Source organism: Nostoc sp. XA010, assembly GCF_020829625.1.
Taxonomy (GTDB): domain Bacteria; phylum Cyanobacteriota; class Cyanobacteriia; order Cyanobacteriales; family Nostocaceae; genus Nostoc.
On the sequence record NZ_JAIVFX010000004.1, the window covers coordinates 13204 to 31184 of the forward strand.

Genomic DNA, 17981 nt, shown 5'->3' on the forward strand with positions numbered 1-17981 from the left:
TGATAGCAAGCAGTCTGTCAGCTTGGCTGTTCAAAATTTAAACGAGATTCTTAGATGCTGCCAAAGTATTCATTGATTGTTCCAATTTATAACGAAGAAGAAATTATTCCTGAACTATACCGCAGACTGAGTGCAGTAATGAATCGGTTGGATGGTGTTGTCGAATTAATTTTAATCAATGATGGTAGCCGCGATCGCTCCCTACAACTACTGCGAGAACTCCATCAAAAAGACCCACGCATTTGCTATCTAAGCTTTGCTCGTAACTTTGGTCATCAAATAGCAGTTACGGCTGGTCTTAATTTTGTCCGGGGTCAAGTTATCATCATCCTTGATGCTGACTTACAAGATCCACCCGAACTAATCCCCGACATGATTGAAAAATGGCGACAGGGTTATCAAGTCGTCTACGCTCAACGCACTCAACGTCTCAAGGAAAGATGGTTTAAGCGTTTTACTGCCTACTTCTTTTATCGTATCCTTAAGAAGCTTGCAGATGTAGAGATTCCTACTGATACTGGTGATTTTTGTTTAATGGATCGGCAGATCGTAGATATTCTCAATTCTATGCCAGAACGCACCCGTTATATCCGTGGTCTGCGTTCTTGGGTTGGTTTTGAGCAAACAGCAATTCGGTTCGAGCGTAACCCTCGCTTTGCTGGGGAAGTTAAATATACTTTCAGCAAATCCTTGGCGCTTGCCATCAATGGTCTAGTATCTTTTTCAATAGTGCCACTGCGGTTATCAACCTACTTAGGGTTAGTAGCGGCGGCGGCGGCCATCTTCATGGCTTTATTAGTCTTGTATTGGCGGCTTTTTGTCCCCCATTCGCCTTTAACCGGGTTTACGATTATTTTGATGGCAATTTTCTTTCTCGGATCTGTGCAGTTAGTCAGTGTTGGCATCTTAGGCGAATATATAGGACGTATCTATGAAGAAGTTAAAGCCAGGCCCCTTTATACTTTGGCAGAGGTAGGTGGTTTTTATCACAAATCCTCCAACTCAACGCGCAATTCTGACAAACTAGATAATTTAGAAGATCCTACTATTCAAAATTAGACAAGTATTGACCTAAGAAAGGCAGAGGAAATTTGCTGGAGACAGGAGGAGTAACAGCCTGTGTAGCCCAAATTATCTACAGCTAAGGCGATTTGTTGCTTTTCATTCATTTTTACTGACTATTTGCGGCGATTACCTACGAGAAAGTAAGCGATCGCAGTTGCTAAAGTTAACTTAGCCAAGAATTTTGACATATTTTCACCTCATGGAAAATTACTGGGTATTGCATTGTAGCAAGCTCTATGCAAAGATAATTCTACAAAAGTACGGTAAATCGATAGAAGTATCGTATTTAATTAACAATTGATGCTGTCAAAATATAGCTGATTACAAATTAGTGTTTTCAGTTAATGTTAATTGGCAAATAATAACTTGTATCTAAATCAAGCTTTAGTCAATGTCGGTAGCCATTGATTAACTTTGTACAGCATAACAAAAAAAACGCCATTACGATGTCTCAGAAGTATCAGTTTATATAGCATGGGTTTGAGTTTTTTTTAAAAAAAGAAAAGCCTTTTTTAAAGCAGTGATTGTCTCATCTAAGACGTTTATGGGATTCTGTCAATCGTCAGAATTCATAGTTTGCTGCGAATTATGGATTGTCATTCAACTGCTTAGTACTGATTTGAAGCTTGTCAGAGAAACTTTGGTAAATCTATAATTAAATGTTTTATTAAAAGCGTTTGAATAAATGATTTATCTTGTTTTTCTGTCAGATTGACAGCTAGTTTATTCATTTTTGAGGTTGAGGAGTTAAGGAGTCATGTTGAATTTGCGCTGGAATTATAGATATATATTTTTCCTGCTTTCGTTGCTAGATATTCTAGCCATCCTGGTTTTTTATCCAGTCAAAAGTCAGGCTGAACTGCCTAAATCTGATGTATCTCCTACTGAAGTAGAAGATAACAAAGCTCCACAAGTAGTTGTCAATCAAACAGTAGACACTTCAATTGCACCAGTCACTCGTAAAAAAGCTCCAAATAATCTCCGAGAGCAAGTTACACCTGTCTCGCAATTGTTGCAAGTTGCACCACTAACTGACAAAAAAGCTCCAAACAATTCTGCGGCACAAGTAACATCCGTCTCGCAACTGTCAGATATTAAGCCGACAGATTGGGCATTTCAAGCATTACAGTCTCTAGTTGAGCGCTACGGTGTAATTGCAGGATATACAGATGCCACATTTAAAGGCGATCGTTCTCTAACGCGCTATGAGTTTGCAGCTGGGTTGAATGCAGCTTTAGATCGCCTCGATGAACTAATAGCGACTTCAACGACAGATTTAGTCAAACGGGAAGACTTGGATACTATCAAAAAACTACAAGAACAATTTTCTCCAGAACTCGCTCAACTTCGGGGACGCGTAGATAGCTTGGAAGCGCGAACTGCGAATTTAGAAGCAACTCAGTTTACGACCACAACCAAACTTATAGGTCGATCTCAGATTGTCCTTGGCGAACTTATAGCAGGCAATAACGTCGTCACCAAGAGACCAGCACCTAACAATGCCACACTTCAAGGCTCAACTTCTTTACGGTTAAACACCAGTTTTAACGGTAAAGATTCACTAGCTATAACAATAGGAGGTGGAAATATTGAATCATTAGGACAAGCACCACCTACTCCGCTAAATCCAACAGGTGGATTATTGGGAACTTATGAGGGAAGAACTGCTGATAACTCCAGTATTACTTTTGCACGCAATCAGATTATTCTCAGTGGTGTTCGCTATCGGTTTCTACCTTATCCAAATACCCAAGTCAACATTTATCCCTTGTCTGATGGAGCTAGTGAGATAGGTCTTTCTGGCCCCATTAACCCATATTTTGAATCGTCTTCTGCGACTGGTGCTAATGGGATTTCACGATTTTCACGGCGGTCTTTGGTCTATAACTATGGAGATAGCGGCCCCGGAATTGCCATACTCCAGGGATTAGGCAAACAGCTTCAATTGGGGCTAGCGTACAGCGCACCAAACGGTAGCAATCCGACACCTAATAATGGCTTATTTAAAGGCAGGTATTTAGCTTTAGCACAGTTAATATACTACTCTTCTAATCGAAATTTTCGGGTGGCAGCAACTTACGTTAATACCTATAGCCCACCAAATACTATAGGTTTTAGTGGAACAAATTTCGGCCCAGCAGTCGGGAGTAACCTGGTAAACAGCACCGTGCCGGGAGCGGCAACTGTGGGCAACCTTTATGGTCTACAGGCGTTTTATCAAGTTAATCCCAAGTTTGCAGTCAATGCGTGGGTAAGTTATGGAACACACCGTTATTTGGGGCGCGGAGATGGCGAAGCTATGGATTGGGCCGTAGGACTGGCATTCCCGGATCTTTTTAGTGAAGGTGCTCTAGGGGGGATTTTAGTTGGTATGGAGCCGAAACTCACCAGTCTTAGTAGGAATGTAGATTTGGGAGCAGGTGCGGGACAAGCGGACAAAGATACTTCCCTGCACGTTGAGGCATTCTACCAATATAAAATCGGAGATAATATTGAGGTTACGCCGGGTTTGATCTGGATTACTGCACCGAACTCTGATGCTAGCAATCCTGATAGTTTATTTGCTTGGGTTCGTACTGTCTTTAGGTTTTAACCTTTGACCAAGAGGCAGGGGAGCAGGGGGCAGGGAACAGGGGAGAAAGATACTGGAATACAAGGTGCAAAAAGGGTTTCAGAGCAAGTAAATTTATTTATGCCCTCCTGCCCCTTTTCCTCTTCTATGACACTCCCCGGACTGATTAAACTTTGCTTACACTCCTTTAATCGAAAAGTCGGGGGATTCTTGAGTCTTAGTTAGGGAGCGGCTTAACTCGCAAGTAGAGACATATTAGCTTGGATATATACACAAAATAATCCAAAAAGCAAGGCTAATTAGATAGGTAATCAAATTTATTTTACATAACTTGACGTTTGAATTTGTTTACTAAAATACTTGCTTTTTGTCGAAAACTGTGAAAAGCTTTGTTATGGCTAAACTACGGTTTATCTATCAACTTAATGTACTTACTAGCTATCAATCTGGTGGCAACCTGTCTTAAGGAGCCACAATTTAAGGCTACTAAACTATCGATTCAGTAATTAAAAACCTAACCTCCAGCCCACTTCCCTTGTAGGTGAGAGGTTCGAGGATTACTAAATTGGTGTTGTCGTAAGTCGTCAAGTAGGTAGGCAAACAGATTTATGAAATGGTGTGCAGCATTGATGGGGTGAAGACTTGGTGCTTAAGACTTTATCGATGGGGGGAAATTGTAGATGCTGAAGACGTTAACAACCGATTTTGAACTCGACTTAGAAGGCGATGTGCTTGTGATTGGAGGTGGGCCAGCTGGAACTTGGGCGGCTTGGAGTGCTGCATCAAGTGGAGCTAGGGTGATCCTCGTAGACAAAGGGTATTGTGGAACAACTGGATGCGCTGCTGCATCTGGTAATGGTGTGTGGTATGTGCCACCTGACCCAGAAGCACGAGAAACAGCAAAAGCAAGTCGGGAATCGTTGGGTGGGTTTTTATCCGATCGCAACTGGATGGATCGGGTATTGAATCAGACTTATGTCAACGTTAATCAGTTAGCAGAGTGGGGTTATCCCTTTCCTACCGACGATGAAGGTAAACCCTATCGGCGATCGCTGCAAGGGCCCGAGTATATGCGCCTGATGCGGCGACAAATCCAACGGGCAGGAGTCAAAATTTTAGACAACAGCCCCGCCTTAGAATTACTGGTAGATGACGATGGTGCTGTTGCTGGTGCAACAGGTGTGAACCGTCAGACTGGTGAGAAATGGATAGTGCGATCGCAGTCCACAATTATTGCAACAGGCGGCTGTGCGTTTCTCAGTAAAGCGTTAGGATGCAACGTCCTGACAGGGGATGGTTATTTAATGGCGGCAGAAGCTGGTGCTGAGATGTCGGGTATGGAATTTTCCAATGCTTATGGCATCTCTCCCGCCTTTTCTTCAGTTACCAAAACCCTGTTCTATAATTGGGCAACCTTCACCTACGAAGATGGTAGTGTGATTCCGGGGGCAAGTTCTCATAGACGTTCAGTAATTGCCCAGACATTGCTGCAACAGCCGGTTTACGCCATCATAGACAAAGCGGCGGAATCAATGCGGGCATCTATGCGTTTAGCACAGCCCAACTTCTTTTTACCCTTTGATCGTGCAGGTATTGATCCCTTTACTCAACGTTTTCCTGTGACTCTGCGCCTAGAGGGAACTGTGCGCGGTACGGGAGGAATTCGGATTGTAGATGAGAGCTGTGCCAGTTCTGTGCGGGGACTCTATGCAGCAGGAGATGCTGCTACACGCGAACTGATTTGTGGTGGATTTACTGGTGGTGGTAGCCACAATGCAGCTTGGGCAATATCTTCTGGCTATTGGTCCGGGAAATCGGCTGCTGAATATAGCCGCAGTTTGGGGGAACAGAAAACTCAACGACTAGTTTTGGGTGTTGGAGAGGTAGTATTACACAGTGGGAGCGATCGCTCTCAAACCTTGGCAACTGATGAACTAATTCAGGCAGTCCAAGCTGAAGTATTTCCTTACGAAAAGAACTATTTCCGTACAGAACAAGGCTTAACTGAATCTTTGGGTAAGCTAAATCATCTTTGGCAAGAACTCCGCAGTAGCCAGGTAACATCAGAAAAAGAACTGATCCGGGCGCGAGAAGCTGCGGCAATGGTAGCCACAGCCCGGTGGATGTATAGCAGTGCCATTGAACGTAAAGAAACTCGTGGTATGCACAAACATCAAGATTATCCAGAACTTGATGCTAACCAGCAACATCACCTGATTAGCGGCGGATTAGATCAAGTCTGGGTAAAGGTTCAGTCTTTAGAGAGTACAGAAAAGTCACAATCCAAAATAGGAGCGTTAGTGTGATTGAGTTGGTCAGCGAGTCGCGGTGCATAAAATGTAATATCTGCGTGAATATTTGCCCAACTAACGTGTTTGACAGAGTACCTAATGCGCCGCCAACCATTGCCCGCCAGAGTGATTGCCAAACCTGTTATATGTGCGAATTGTATTGTCCAGTTGATGCTCTTTATGTTGCACCAGAAAGCGATATGAAGACTTTAGTCAATGAGGCAGAATTGGCAGAAGTTGGGCTACTGGGTAGTTACCGTGAAAACATCGGTTGGGGACATAAACGCACCTCAACAGCAAAAGCCGATCAAACATTCCAAATTTTGAAGCAGATGAAATAGTAACGTGATGCAACTTATCGTTAGAACCCCGCTTCCATTCCTCTCCCCCACTCCTGAGAGGCTTTGATTGTTGCTCCCCAACACTAGTAGGGAAGGGGTTGGGGTTAGTGAGAGAAAGTTGCACACGGCGACGGCGTAATAGTTAGGTCAGAGAAGAGAGTCATGCTAGCAATCGCAGTAGGAACAGGTTCTACCAGTAAAAATAAATTTACTTCCAGATTATCAACTTCAGTTGCTTGTGTCCTACTGCTACTAATTACAGGATGTAGCCAAGGCGAAACTAAATCTGCTCAATCGATTGAGGCTATTAATGCCAATAGTGCTGTTGCTGCATCTAACAACATTTCTACCTTACGTATAGGTTATGTAGGTAGTTCAGAACCGACAGGGCCACTTGGTTGGGCAAAGAAAAAGGGAATATTAGAGCGTGAGTTGCAAAAACTAGGATTTAAAAACATTACTTTTGCAAGGTTTCCTAACGGACCGGATCTAAATGAGGCGCTTGTTGCAGGACAATTAGATATTGGTTCTTTAGGCGATACACCAGCCATAGTTTTGAGAGCAAGGGGTCAGGAAACGCGACTGCTGCGGATTACTCAATTTAATACAACCGCCTGGTTAGTAGCGAAAAAGAATGGCCCGCGATCGCTTGCTGAACTTAAAGGTCAAACAATAGCTACCCAAAAAGGCTCTTATATGCATCGATACCTGCTGGGTCTGTTAGCTGAAGCTAAAATTGCCAAGGATGTAAAGGTTGTCCACTTGATGACTACTGAGGCAAAAGGGGCTTTAGAACGTGGTGATGTAGCAGCTTATGCAACTTCAAGCGATTTAGGACCTTTTCTAAAATCACAAGGGTTTCCAGTAATTGATTCTTCTGCAAATCATAAAGGTCTGTCAGCGACATCATTAGTTGTAGCAACCGAAAGCTTTCTAGCGAAACAGCCTAATTTTCCCCAGAAATTTAATGCAATTCTCACAGAAGCAGCCAAGGATTTAAAAGCTAATTCTGAAGAATATTATCAGTATCATGCTCAAACTACTAAATATCCCATCAATATCATTAAAGTATCATTCCCACTCAAACAGGTATCAGAAGAACCATTACCAGCCGAGGGTGTGGAGCTTTTAGAGGGGACAAAGAAATTTTTAGTTTCGCAGGGTTTAGCAAAGTCGGACTTTAAATTAGCAGATTGGGCTGTTAAAGAAAAATAGGAAGTGTGGAATAGGGAATAAAGGAGTAGGGGGAGCTGAGGAAGCAGGAATCACTAACTTTTCTAAGCAACAGTAATTTGATTTGGCACTGGGACACTCGCAATAAAGACCATTTGGTGGAAAATAACAATTCCGCCAATGTTAATTATGAAGAACTGCTAGAATTCTATACCCATAGTGCTACTTAAGGCCCATATTTTCTACATCATTACGGAGACTTTTGGGTGGAAATCCAAGCAGATATTACCAACCGCATCTTTGACAGTTACCGGAACTCGCGCCACAGCAACTAAGTATGGATTTGACCGTTACTGGCGGGATTTACGAACCTTTACCCTTCACGATCCTGTAGACTACAAATTGCGTGCGATCGGCGATTGGGTACTCAATGAGCAACTACCTGTCATTACCCAATATTCTTAAGGCATTGAACAAGACAGAGTTTCATTCACAAGTTTCAATCTTTTAATAGCACGATATTGGAGTGAGAAGATCCTACTCCACTTCCTAAATTTTTCCTCCTAACTATTAAATTTTCAGTTCCTCGAGTCGTTGCGGGGTGGGTAATACCCACTCTCTTACCTAATTTAAAAAATAAAGTTTTTAAAATTATTAAAGAAGATTTTTTGTTTTTTACATTGCAATTAATCATCATTTTTCTAACTACTTAGAGGGAAATCAATAAAACAACCCATGCCAGCTTTAAAAGGAAAGTTTGAATTCAGAAAAAGCCAGAGAACAACACGTCGTTCCTTATTGTTTGCTCTGGGCTACTGCTTAATGCTATCAACAGCCCTATCAAGTTGTAGTGAGGCAAAAAATAACACTCAACAGCCGGAAACTTTGCCTAAATCCGTCGCTTCATCTAGCACTACAGAGAAGCAAGTAGTACGGATTGTACGTTCAAAACAACTTACCGCTTTAGCAATTTTAGAAAAACAGGGTTCTTTAGAAAAGCGATTAGAGCCTCTGGGTTTTAAAGTACAGTGGGCTGAGTTTGCAGCTGGGCCACAACAGCTAGAAGCTCTGAATGCAAATGGACTGGATATCGCATCTACAGCTGAATCGCCTCCTGTATTTTCACAAGCAGCAGGGGCACCTCTTGTTTATCTAGCTACTACACGCCCTAGTGGTAAAGCCATTTCACTTTTAGTTCCTGTAAACTCACCGATTAAAAGTGTTAGCGATTTGAAGGGTAAAAAAGTAGCTTTTCAAAAAGCCTCCATTGGGCACTATCTATTAGTTAAAGCATTAGAAGACGCAGGATTAAAACTGAGTGATGTCCAATCAATTTTTCTACCGCCGCCAGACGCAAATGTGGCATTTAGCCAGAACAAGGTGGATGCTTGGTATATTTGGGAGCCATTCGCTACCCGAAATGTACAAAATAAGGTAGCTCGTGTTTTAGCAGATGGTGGTAAGTTGCGGGATACTGGCAACTTTTACTCAACCTCACGCCAGTTTTATCAGGCTCATCCTGATGTTATCAAAGTGTTTCTAGAGGAGCTAGAAAAGGCAGAAATTTGGACTAAGGATCATCCCAAAGAAGTAGCACAACTGCTTGCTCCTGTAACTCAACTAGATCCACCTACTTTAGAAATAATGCATGATAAATATGATTATGGGCTACTACCAATTACTGAGAAAACCATTACCAAGCAACAACAGGTTGCAGATAAGTGGTACAGCTTAGGACTTATCCCCAAAAAAGTGAATGTTAGAAATGGGTTTTTGACGCCTGAAGAGTACGCCAAAATTACTCCCTCAGAGGTGTTAGCGAATAAGTAGTTATCCCAAGAATAAACTGAAATACAGGAGAATGTGATGCCTACCTTAACTTTGACAGAGGTTAAAATTAGTTCTATTGATGCTCTTTTGGGAGCCATAGTTACCAATATTGATGCCAGTCAACCGATCGCACCTGAAGTTATATTACAACTTAAGCAAGCTTTGCGCGATCGCCACATCTTAATTTTCAAAGACCAAAAGCTCTCCGATGAACAGCTTTTGAACTTTTCTCTATATTTTGGCGCACTGTTTGTACCCATCTGATGAAACTCCAGTATTGGCTTCTAAACCAGGAGAAACTCCGGTGGTGATTCCGATTTCCAATGTCGATGGTGGCTATACCGGTACTGGAGAACTCACTTTCCATTCTGATCACAAATGGACTCCTACCCCATCTAGTGGTTCACTTCTTTATGCGTTAGAAATACCAACTCATGGTGGAGATACTTATTGGTTAAATACCAATTTAGCCTATGAGGCATTAGATGAAGCCACCAAAGAACGGATTGCAGATTTACAGTTAATTACCTACAACCCATTTTTGCGAGATCGGAATGCACCCAGGTCTTTGTATCGTTTAGACAAAACTATTCCTTTAATCAGTCCGATCTTTCCCCATCCTTTAGTTAGAACACATCCAGAAAGTGGTAAAAAGCATCTTTACTTAGATGCTGCTACAGAAGTGGAAATTGTCGGGTTAGAGCCGGAAGAAGGATCTAAACTGATTGAACAGTTGAGACAACATCTAACTCAACCCAAGTTCTACTACAAACACAAATGGTCTGTAGGTGATATTGTCTACTGGGATAACCAAGCTACCTTGCATTACCGTCAAGCATTTGATCCAAATGAGCGACGAGTATTAAAGCGGGTTAGCCTTGCAGGTAGTCGTCCCTTTTAGGATTTATAGCTTAGAAGATTAAGCTAATCGGCGTTTGATTCTATATATTCTTAAGCCAGTCAAGAGTTATTCTAACTCTTGGCTGATTAAACTTGTCTAAATGTCAAACTATGTGCTTATAAAAATACATAGTAAAAATATTAGTTTTTTGTTTAAAACAAGTGTTTATAAATACTTTATTTTAAGAAAAGGCTTGATAGTATCTAAGCTGAACCTGAGAGTTACAAGAACTCATTAAAAGCGCTAAAACAAAAATTATTAAAATTAAATATAAAAAATATTATGGCACTTTTCAATTTTTTGCAAAGTCTCAACTTGTCTATCAATAAGCCGCAACAATCAAAAATAAATAAGACAAAGACAGTATGTAAATATAGCCTAAATACTAAACCTATAGAAGCAAAATATAAAATTGAGCGTAAACATATATCTTTACTCATGGCTGCTTGCTCCCTAACGATACCAATGAGCATAGTTGGTTGTAATCAAGAAACTAAAAATACTCAAAACGAAGCATCCGCAATTAGTACACAATCTCAAAGTCAAACAGTTTCTAATACTCCACAAAAACAAGAGCTACGAATTGTTTATTCTAAGCTTGGTTCTCTTGCAGTAATGAGAAAGCAAGAAACTCTAGAAAAAAGTTTGGCAGCAAAGAATTTTACTGTCAAGTGGCTCTACTCTCAAAACAATTCATAGTAAAGCAATATATGGTCTGCTACCAATCACCGATCAAGTTGTTAACAAACAACAAATAGCCGATTTATGGTATACACAAGGACTTTTACCAAATAAGGTTAATGTCAAAGATGGAGTACTTACTCCAGAGGAATATGCAGCATTCACACCTTATTCAATTAATTCTAATAGTAAATAATTGTAATTAGCTTTAAAAGACTAGAAAACTTAACTTATTAACTGATGTCTTTATATCAGTAGTTAATCAGAAAATGAGGTGCAAAAATGGTTAATAATTTTTTAGAAACCAAGACAAAAGTAATTAGTAAGATAGCTTTATTTATAATCCCTGGTTTTGTAGCTTTATCTACTACTTTAATAAGTTGTACGTCAACTGTATCTAATACAAATACAGGAACTGATCCTAAAGCAGAACCAGCAGGGGTTAAGACTATAACTTTTAAAACAAAGTTGTTGCGAATAGGGTATCAAAGCTCTGGTGATTTAGTTAGAGTCAGAGGAGTTTTAGAAAAACGTTTGGAGCCTTTGGGCTTGAAAGTAGAGTGGTCACAATTTGCTCAAGGGCCACAACTCATGGAAGCGATGAATGTGGGCAAAATTGATATTGGTTCAGTTGGAGAAACTCCTCCCATCTTTGCTCAAGCTGCGGGTGCAAAAATAGTCTATTTGGCTGGGAGAAGACTTGGCCCTAATTCAGGTAAAGGTAGTGCGATCGCAGTTCCTAAAGGTTCTAAAATTAAAACTTTAGCTGATATCAAAGGTAAAGAAGTCGTCTTTCAAAAAGGTTCTGCTTCTCACTATTTTATCCTCAAAGCTTTAGAAGAAGTGGGCTTGAAATATAGCGATATTAAAGTCTTGAGTATGCCCAATGTCGAAGCCCGTGGTGCATTTATTCAAGGCAATATTCCAGTTTGGGTAACTGGTGATCCTCACTTAGCTTTAGTACAAAAACTTCACGGTGCGCGTGTACTGCGAGACGCCACAAATATTGGAACACCAGGTGGATATTATGTGGGAACACGCGAGTTTGCTAAGGAAAATCCTGAATTACTTCGGATTATCTTGGAAGAAATTGATAAAAATGGTCAATGGGCAGAAGTAAATCGTAAAGAGGTAGCCAAACTCATAGCACCAGTGCTTAAAATTGATCTGTCCATTCAAGAAATAATTTCTGGACGCGCTACTTATCGAATAAAAGGAATTACTCCAGAGTTGATGAAAGCTCAACAAAGTGTTGCAGATTTATTTTATAACGAAAAAATCTTACCTAAAAAGATTGATGTTCAAGAAGCATTGCTCACGCCTCAAGAATATGCAGCTATTACTCCACCAACACTGATCAGTGAAAAGTAGAGAATAATCAAATATGAAGTTTGTTTAAAAAAACAAACTAGAATACCAATTTCCTAAATACAAAAGGAGATTTGCTGAATTAGCATAATCTCAATTTGTAATCATAAATTGGTGTTCTAGGAGGTTTAAATAACAACTTCCTATTATCTTACTTGCTTAAAGAAAGTAAGACTGACAACGTAAAACCTAAAACTTACGAGTAAAACTACAACTGATGAACAAGCTATATCAACCACAACGTCGCACAGTTTTAAAGCGTGTTATCCAATATTCAGCATTGGGACTGTTTACTTTATTATCTCCCTTTGCAGGTAGCCTTGTGCAAAGCACCCAAGCGCAGACAGCCAAAGTAATTAATTTGGCATATCAAAGTTCTGGTGATATTGTCAAGTCCAAAAAAGCTGTTGAGCCACGTTTCAAAGCATTGGGTATAACCGTGAATTGGGTTGGGCCATTTGCAGCAGGGCCGCAATTGATAAAAGCCCTGAATGAAGGTAAGGTGGATATCGGTAATGTCGGAGAGACACCTCCAATATTTGACCAAGCTGCACGTCCAGGCATCATCCCTGAAGTTGTCTATCTTACTGGACGCACGCCCAGTGATGGTACAAACCAAGGTATTGTGGTGAAAGCTAATTCTTCCATTAAGAAAGTAGCGGATCTTAAAGGCAAGAGAATTGCTTTTCAAGTAGGATCGAATGCACAGTATTTACTAGCAAAAGCTTTGAAAGAGGTAGGGTTAAAAATTAGCGATATTCAAATCGTTGCTTTGACTCCACCTGAGGCCCGCGACGCCTTTATTCAAGACAAGGCTGACGCCTGGGTGGGTAGCGATCCCCTTTTAGCTGCTGTGGAAAAAACTATCCCGATTCGTAATCTGAGAAATGCGGCAAGAATTAATACTCTCGGCGGATTTTATATTGGCAGGCGTCAATTTGTCGCCCAAAATCCGCAATTGGTACGAGTGTTTTTAGAGGAAGCACAGAAGGTAGGAGAACAGGCTGAAAAAAACCCAAGCGATGCTGCCAAAATTTTAGTTGATGAACTGAAATTAGATCCATCAGTTGCACTAAAAGTGGCAAGCCGCCGTACTTATAGATTGAGAAGACTGACACCCGCGATTATTGCCGAACAGCAGGGCGTTGCTGATTTTTATTTCCAAGAAAAAATTACCTCGCGTAAGATAGATATTAAACAAGGGATTCTTGCTCCTATTGAATATCAAGCTATCATTCCTGATAATATCAAGTAATAGTAAACAGATAGATGCAGGTTGATTGAGCTATTAACTCGGCTGGCTCTATCGGTTTGGCAAGATGCTTGTGAAATTATGCTGAAAGTAGCTACTACACTGTAGCGGAAGTTTCCCTACCTTTAACAACGGGCTTAACAAGTTGCTCAACTAACTTGTTAAGCCTATTGTCTGGTTAATTGAGATGGACGGTAGGTGGATTAGCAAAAACCGAGGAAGGAACAAGCGATCGCAAACCTCTTTACATCTGTAATTTGGTACTAACAATTAGTTGTAACTAAAATATTCCAGTGATGAAAAGACCATTTATTCCACAACGCCGCACAATTTTAAGCGGTTTATTCAGCTATTAAGTTAGCGATCGCATCTACTAATTCGGTTGGCTCTACTGGTTTGGCAAGATGCTTGTCAAATCCGGCTGCAAGTACTTGCTTGGCGTTCATTTCTCCAGCATAGGCGGTGAGTGCGATCGCTCGAATTTGCCCTCCTTGTTCTGCTGGCAGTGTTCTCAACTGTCGCATGAACATACATCCATCCACTTCTGGCATCCCAATGTCGCTTAAAAGTATATCTGGCAGAGATTTGCTTAAAGCAGCTAGTGCCTGATTTGCTGATGCCACTGCTGTCACATTTGCCCCATACTGCTCTAGTAAGAAGGCAATAAATTCTCGCGTATCTGCATCATCATCCACTACTAAAATATTGACACCATTTAAATTTGAGGATGTCTCTGAGTCGCTAATGTCTTGTTTAATCTCTAATTGATTTTGGATCAGTGGGAGTCTCACGATAAAAGTTGCCCCCTGATCTTCGCCCTTGCTTTCTACTTGCACTGTCCCGCCATGCAGTTCGACTAAATGACGAACGATCGCTAACCCTAACCCCAGTCCACCAAACTTTCTTGTGGTGCTGCTGTTCTCTTGACGAAAATATTCAAACACGTAAGGCAGAAAATTAGGATCGATGCCTTTGCCAGTGTCGCTGACGATAATTTGAGCGTAAAGCGGGGAGTGGTTTGGTATTTCTTTACCCCCTACTCCCAATTCCCTACTCCCAACTCCCCACTCCCCACTCCCTACTTGTTCCAGTCGAATATCAACCCGTCCCCCCGCAGGTGTAAATTTAACTGCATTTGAGAGCAGGTTCCAAACAATTTGCTGCAATCGGCCAGAATCACCCAAAACTTGCCCTAGATTTGGTTCCAGGCTGATGTGCATCTCAATTGACTTCGCTTCTGCTGATAACCGGACTGTTTCCATTGCTGCCGAAATGACAGATGTCAAATCAACTGGGTAGATATTTAAGCTAAGTTTACCTTGTAAAATTCGGGAGATATCCAGCAAATCTTCAATCAGTTGAGCTTGTAACCTAGCATTTCGCTCAATAGTCTTCAGCGCTTGAGGAACTGTCTTTTCATCAAGTTTTTTGGTTTGGAGTAGCTTAGACCATCCTAAAATTGGGTTAAGTGGCGATCGCAATTCATGAGAAAGGACTGCTAGAAACTCGTCTTTAATTCGGTTGGCGTTTTCTGCTGCTTCCCGTGCCGTTTGCTCTGCCTCGTATAGGCGGGCCCGTTCCATCGCTTGAGCGCACTGCTGTGCTAGTGCCAGAATGAAGGGTTGGTCATCCTGATTAAACTCCTGAATTTCGGCAAAAGCTAGAGACATTCCACCTATGGCTCGTCCCTCAATGATCAATGGAATCGAAATCCAAGCTCCGTAATTATACCGTGCATACTCCTGAGCTAAATGTGAGTAACGAGCAACCCTTGTTGTTGTTGGCTCCTGCCAGATAGGCTGTTTGGTTCGTACTGCTTCTGCCAGTGGTGCGGATGTATGAATAGAGAATCGACGCCATGAATCCACCGCTTCTTGTTCATAACCTACTGCACGGACAATTTCTAGTTCAGTGCCGCTTTTAGTCACTAGTGCTACTAAAGCAGAACTAGCTCCCAAAGCTGCCATACCTTGCTCTACCATTACTTCAGCAACCTGTGCCGGAGTCAGACATTCAGAAAGTGCGGCGGTAATGCCTTGCAGACGCGCAGTGCGAGATGCTGCCCGTAAAGCCGCTTGTTGAGATTCCTGTGTTTCTGTATAGAGTCGGGCATTATCAACGGCTACGGCAGCCCGGCGAGCTAACTCTTCTGATAACATTAGGCTTTTGGTATGGTAGCGACGACCGGAAGAAGATACCAAAGTCATAGCTCCCAGCACCCGTCCCCGAACTATGAGCGGTACACTAATACCAGATGTAGGATTTAGTTTTTGCAAGATTTTTAGATGACTGGCATTGCGGCTTACCGCTTGCATCTGTTCATCAGAAATAAAATGAGTAATTTGTGATTTGCCTGTCCGTATTACCTCAGCAATACCTTCTTTTCGTGTCAAATCAGGCGGATAATTTTGTAACTGTTCTACCAATTCTTGTTTTTTTGGATCGGCATGGGTTGCTGCAACCCGGCGGACTGATTGATTGTTACAAATAATATCAACTAAGCACCAATCAGCTATTTCAGGCACTACTAAACGCGCTAAACTGGCTAAGGTTGTCTCGTAGTCTAATGATGCAGCCAAAATCTCACTAGCATCAGCTAGAAAACGCTGCTCCACCTCCACGTGCTTGCGCTCTGTAATATCCCGCGAAGACGCTTGCATTTCTAAAATTTCTTTAGTTTGGCGATCGCGAATAGCTCGAATAGTTGCTTCCAACCAGATATAATTTCCGTCTTTGTGACGAGCGCGGTGAGTAATAGTATAAATATCTGGTAAATCGGCATTGACTGGATAATTCCTGGCAATCTCTGCCAAATCGTCAGGGTGAACTAACTCCCGGCTGTGATTACCTACTAGTTCCTCTGGTTGATACCCCAATACTGTGTAGCAAGCTGGTGAAATATACAGAAGAGTTCCATCTACTGTATGGCGTGAAATAATATCAGTTGAATTCTCAGCCATCAGCCGAAAACACGCCTCACTCTCGCGCAGTTTTGCCTCTGCCTGTTTGCGTACATTAATATTACGGAAATAAAGTGATAACCCTGTGGGTGAAGGATAGGCGCGAACCGCAAACCATGCATCAAAGGGTGGGTAATAATCTTCAAGCTCAAGGGGCGTTCCTAGAGCAACTGCCCTTTGATAAAGTTGACCAAAGCTAGTATTAGCCAGTTCTGGAAACTCTGACCACAAATTTTTTCCGAGCAAATCCTCGCAGGAACGCCCTAAAGTTCTGCTTCCCTCATGATTAAGGTAGGAGAAGCGCCACTCACTGTCAAATGCAAGAAAACCATCAGTGATACTTTCTAAAATCTTAGTAACTTGCTCTTTGGCAACTTCAGCCTCAACACGAGCCGCTTGCTCTCGCTCAAATAGCTGTTCACGCTCGACTTCTGCTTGCTTGCGTAAGCGAAGCTCGTTGTAGACATCGGTGATTTCTTGACAAATTGCACCCACCCAGGTGCTATCACCTGGTAGTTTAATCGGATAATAATTTACCGACCAGTGCCGCAGCTTTCCAGGCGCGGCGGGTGTCTCTCCACTGGCCTCTTGGGCAATAGATTCTCCTGTTTCGATCACATGGCGAAAAGCTTCCATGACCCTAGAATCTACCCCAGGTAGCACTTGGGCGACGGTCTTACCAATATGCACCTCTTGGGGAAAACCGTTAATTTCAGCTAAAGCGTCATTCAAGCGAACGTATCTTAATTTTTCATCCCATAGACCAATACCTATAGGTGCGTTATTAAAGAGGGTATCAAGTAGAACGTTAGCTTCAACTAAGCGAGTCTGTTCTGTTTTCAGTAACGCCAGTAAATGCTCACGTTCTGCCTCAGCTTGCTTGCTATCGCTGATATCTACGCACATTCCTACCCATTCCTCGATTTCGCCTGTTTCATCAAGTATAGGCACACCACGTATCTTCATGTAACGGTATTCACCGTCATGCCGCAGAACACGATACTCGGCAACTGCAACGCTGCGTCCAAAAAAAGCCTGTCTCCAAATAGCAGTTACAGATGTACGGTCATCTGGGTGCAGTGCGTCAACCCAACCCCATCCTATATATTGTTCGGGACTTTGCCCAGTGAACGCCTCCCAAGTTGGAATATCTTCAACAACATTGCCCCAAGGTCCCGCCCTCCAGACGATGGATGCGCTTGCTTCTGCCAGTGAGCGGTAGCGTGCTTCACTATGACGCAGATTTTCTTTTACTTGCTCCTGTTCGCCCAAATATTGCCGCAAATTTGTAACCTCTTGAGCTTTTAGATGATCAATTTAATCTTTAACAAGGGGAAAATTTTCTTTCTCAATCGAGACACCTGAGGTTTCAAAAATCCGGCGATGTGCTAATCAGTTTTCCTATCGGTTTATTGTGGAACGAAACCCCTAATATCGTTGCCAGTTTTACCTGTGATTTGAGGCACTGCCGAGTCTAACGAACTAACTATGCAATCCCTGGCTGTTCGATTGCAGGCATAAGATAAATATTATTTTTATTTTTTTAG

13 protein-coding genes are annotated in these 17981 nt (G+C 42.0%); 12 read left to right on the forward strand and 1 reads right to left on the reverse strand.

Annotated elements, in window-relative coordinates:
- The first annotated feature begins 54 nt into the window (after nucleotides 1–54).
- The 12 genes from LC608_RS07490 to LC608_RS07540 all read left to right on the forward strand — a co-directional run bounded on the left by LC608_RS07490 (nucleotide 55) and on the right by LC608_RS07540 (nucleotide 13477).
- Nucleotides 55–1059 carry a glycosyltransferase family 2 protein gene (locus tag LC608_RS07490; protein ID WP_229552943.1) on the forward strand — a complete coding sequence of 335 codons (1005 nt, stop codon included), beginning with the start codon at nucleotides 55–57 and terminating at the stop codon, nucleotides 1057–1059.
- Between the two features lie 763 nt (nucleotides 1060–1822).
- Complete coding sequence (locus LC608_RS07495; RefSeq protein ID WP_229552944.1) at nucleotides 1823–3658, forward strand: iron uptake porin; 1836 nt, start codon at nucleotides 1823–1825, stop codon at nucleotides 3656–3658.
- A gap of 659 nt (nucleotides 3659–4317) precedes the next feature.
- Nucleotides 4318–5943, forward strand: coding sequence for an FAD-dependent oxidoreductase (locus LC608_RS07500; RefSeq protein ID WP_229552945.1), 1626 nt, complete (start codon nucleotides 4318–4320; stop codon nucleotides 5941–5943).
- Nucleotides 5940–6269, forward strand: coding sequence for a ferredoxin family protein (locus tag LC608_RS07505; RefSeq protein WP_229552946.1), 330 nt, complete (start codon nucleotides 5940–5942; stop codon nucleotides 6267–6269). The genes LC608_RS07500 and LC608_RS07505 overlap by 4 nt, the downstream gene beginning before the upstream one ends.
- A gap of 162 nt (nucleotides 6270–6431) precedes the next feature.
- Nucleotides 6432–7484 (forward strand): ABC transporter substrate-binding protein, encoded by a 1053-nt coding sequence (locus tag LC608_RS07510; protein ID WP_229552947.1) that lies wholly within the window; start codon nucleotides 6432–6434, stop codon nucleotides 7482–7484.
- 177 nt (nucleotides 7485–7661) lie between these two features.
- The gene (locus LC608_RS07515; protein ID WP_229552948.1) at nucleotides 7662–7907 is read left to right on the forward strand and encodes a hypothetical protein; all 246 of its coding nucleotides are present in this window, start codon (nucleotides 7662–7664) and stop codon (nucleotides 7905–7907) included.
- Nucleotides 7908–8177: 270 nt separating this feature from the next.
- Nucleotides 8178–9272, forward strand: coding sequence for an aliphatic sulfonate ABC transporter substrate-binding protein (locus LC608_RS07520; RefSeq protein WP_229552949.1), 1095 nt, complete (start codon nucleotides 8178–8180; stop codon nucleotides 9270–9272).
- A gap of 36 nt (nucleotides 9273–9308) precedes the next feature.
- Entirely contained in the window at nucleotides 9309–9536 is a 228-nt protein-coding gene (locus tag LC608_RS36815) for a TauD/TfdA family dioxygenase (protein ID WP_267871008.1), read from the forward strand.
- Complete coding sequence (locus tag LC608_RS07525; protein WP_267871009.1) at nucleotides 9523–10173, forward strand: TauD/TfdA family dioxygenase; 651 nt, start codon at nucleotides 9523–9525, stop codon at nucleotides 10171–10173. The genes LC608_RS36815 and LC608_RS07525 overlap by 14 nt, the downstream gene beginning before the upstream one ends.
- Nucleotides 10174–10455: 282 nt before the next feature.
- Nucleotides 10456–10872, forward strand: a complete 417-nt coding sequence (locus LC608_RS07530; protein WP_229552950.1) for a hypothetical protein — start codon at nucleotides 10456–10458, stop codon at nucleotides 10870–10872.
- A 264-nt stretch (nucleotides 10873–11136) separates the two neighbouring features.
- A complete protein-coding gene (locus LC608_RS07535) occupies nucleotides 11137–12225 on the forward strand; it encodes an aliphatic sulfonate ABC transporter substrate-binding protein (RefSeq protein WP_229552951.1) in 1089 nt (362 codons plus the stop codon).
- Nucleotides 12226–12439: 214 nt separating this feature from the next.
- On the forward strand, nucleotides 12440–13477 hold the full coding sequence (locus tag LC608_RS07540) for an aliphatic sulfonate ABC transporter substrate-binding protein (RefSeq protein ID WP_229552952.1): 1038 nt from the start codon (nucleotides 12440–12442) through the stop codon (nucleotides 13475–13477).
- 338 nt (nucleotides 13478–13815) lie between these two features.
- Here the strand turns inward: LC608_RS07540 and LC608_RS07545 are convergent, their stop codons facing one another.
- A complete protein-coding gene (locus tag LC608_RS07545) occupies nucleotides 13816–17718 on the reverse strand; it encodes a PAS domain S-box protein (RefSeq protein WP_229552953.1) in 3903 nt (1300 codons plus the stop codon).
- Nucleotides 17719–17981 lie beyond the last annotated feature (263 nt).

What these genes read in the sequence shown, in the direction of transcription:
- LC608_RS07540 (WP_229552952.1), top strand. Translation starts at nt 12,440, where the DNA reads ATGAACAAGCTATATCAACCACAACGTCGCACAGTTTTAAAGCGTGTT.
- LC608_RS07530 (WP_229552950.1), top strand. Translation starts at nt 10,456, where the DNA reads ATGGCACTTTTCAATTTTTTGCAAAGTCTCAACTTGTCTATCAATAAG.
- LC608_RS36815 (WP_267871008.1), top strand. Translation starts at nt 9,309, where the DNA reads ATGCCTACCTTAACTTTGACAGAGGTTAAAATTAGTTCTATTGATGCT.
- LC608_RS07500 (WP_229552945.1), top strand. Translation starts at nt 4,318, where the DNA reads ATGCTGAAGACGTTAACAACCGATTTTGAACTCGACTTAGAAGGCGAT.
- LC608_RS07510 (WP_229552947.1), top strand. Translation starts at nt 6,432, where the DNA reads ATGCTAGCAATCGCAGTAGGAACAGGTTCTACCAGTAAAAATAAATTT.
- LC608_RS07495 (WP_229552944.1), top strand. Translation starts at nt 1,823, where the DNA reads ATGTTGAATTTGCGCTGGAATTATAGATATATATTTTTCCTGCTTTCG.
- LC608_RS07490 (WP_229552943.1), top strand. Translation starts at nt 55, where the DNA reads ATGCTGCCAAAGTATTCATTGATTGTTCCAATTTATAACGAAGAAGAA.
- LC608_RS07520 (WP_229552949.1), top strand. Translation starts at nt 8,178, where the DNA reads ATGCCAGCTTTAAAAGGAAAGTTTGAATTCAGAAAAAGCCAGAGAACA.
- LC608_RS07535 (WP_229552951.1), top strand. Translation starts at nt 11,137, where the DNA reads ATGGTTAATAATTTTTTAGAAACCAAGACAAAAGTAATTAGTAAGATA.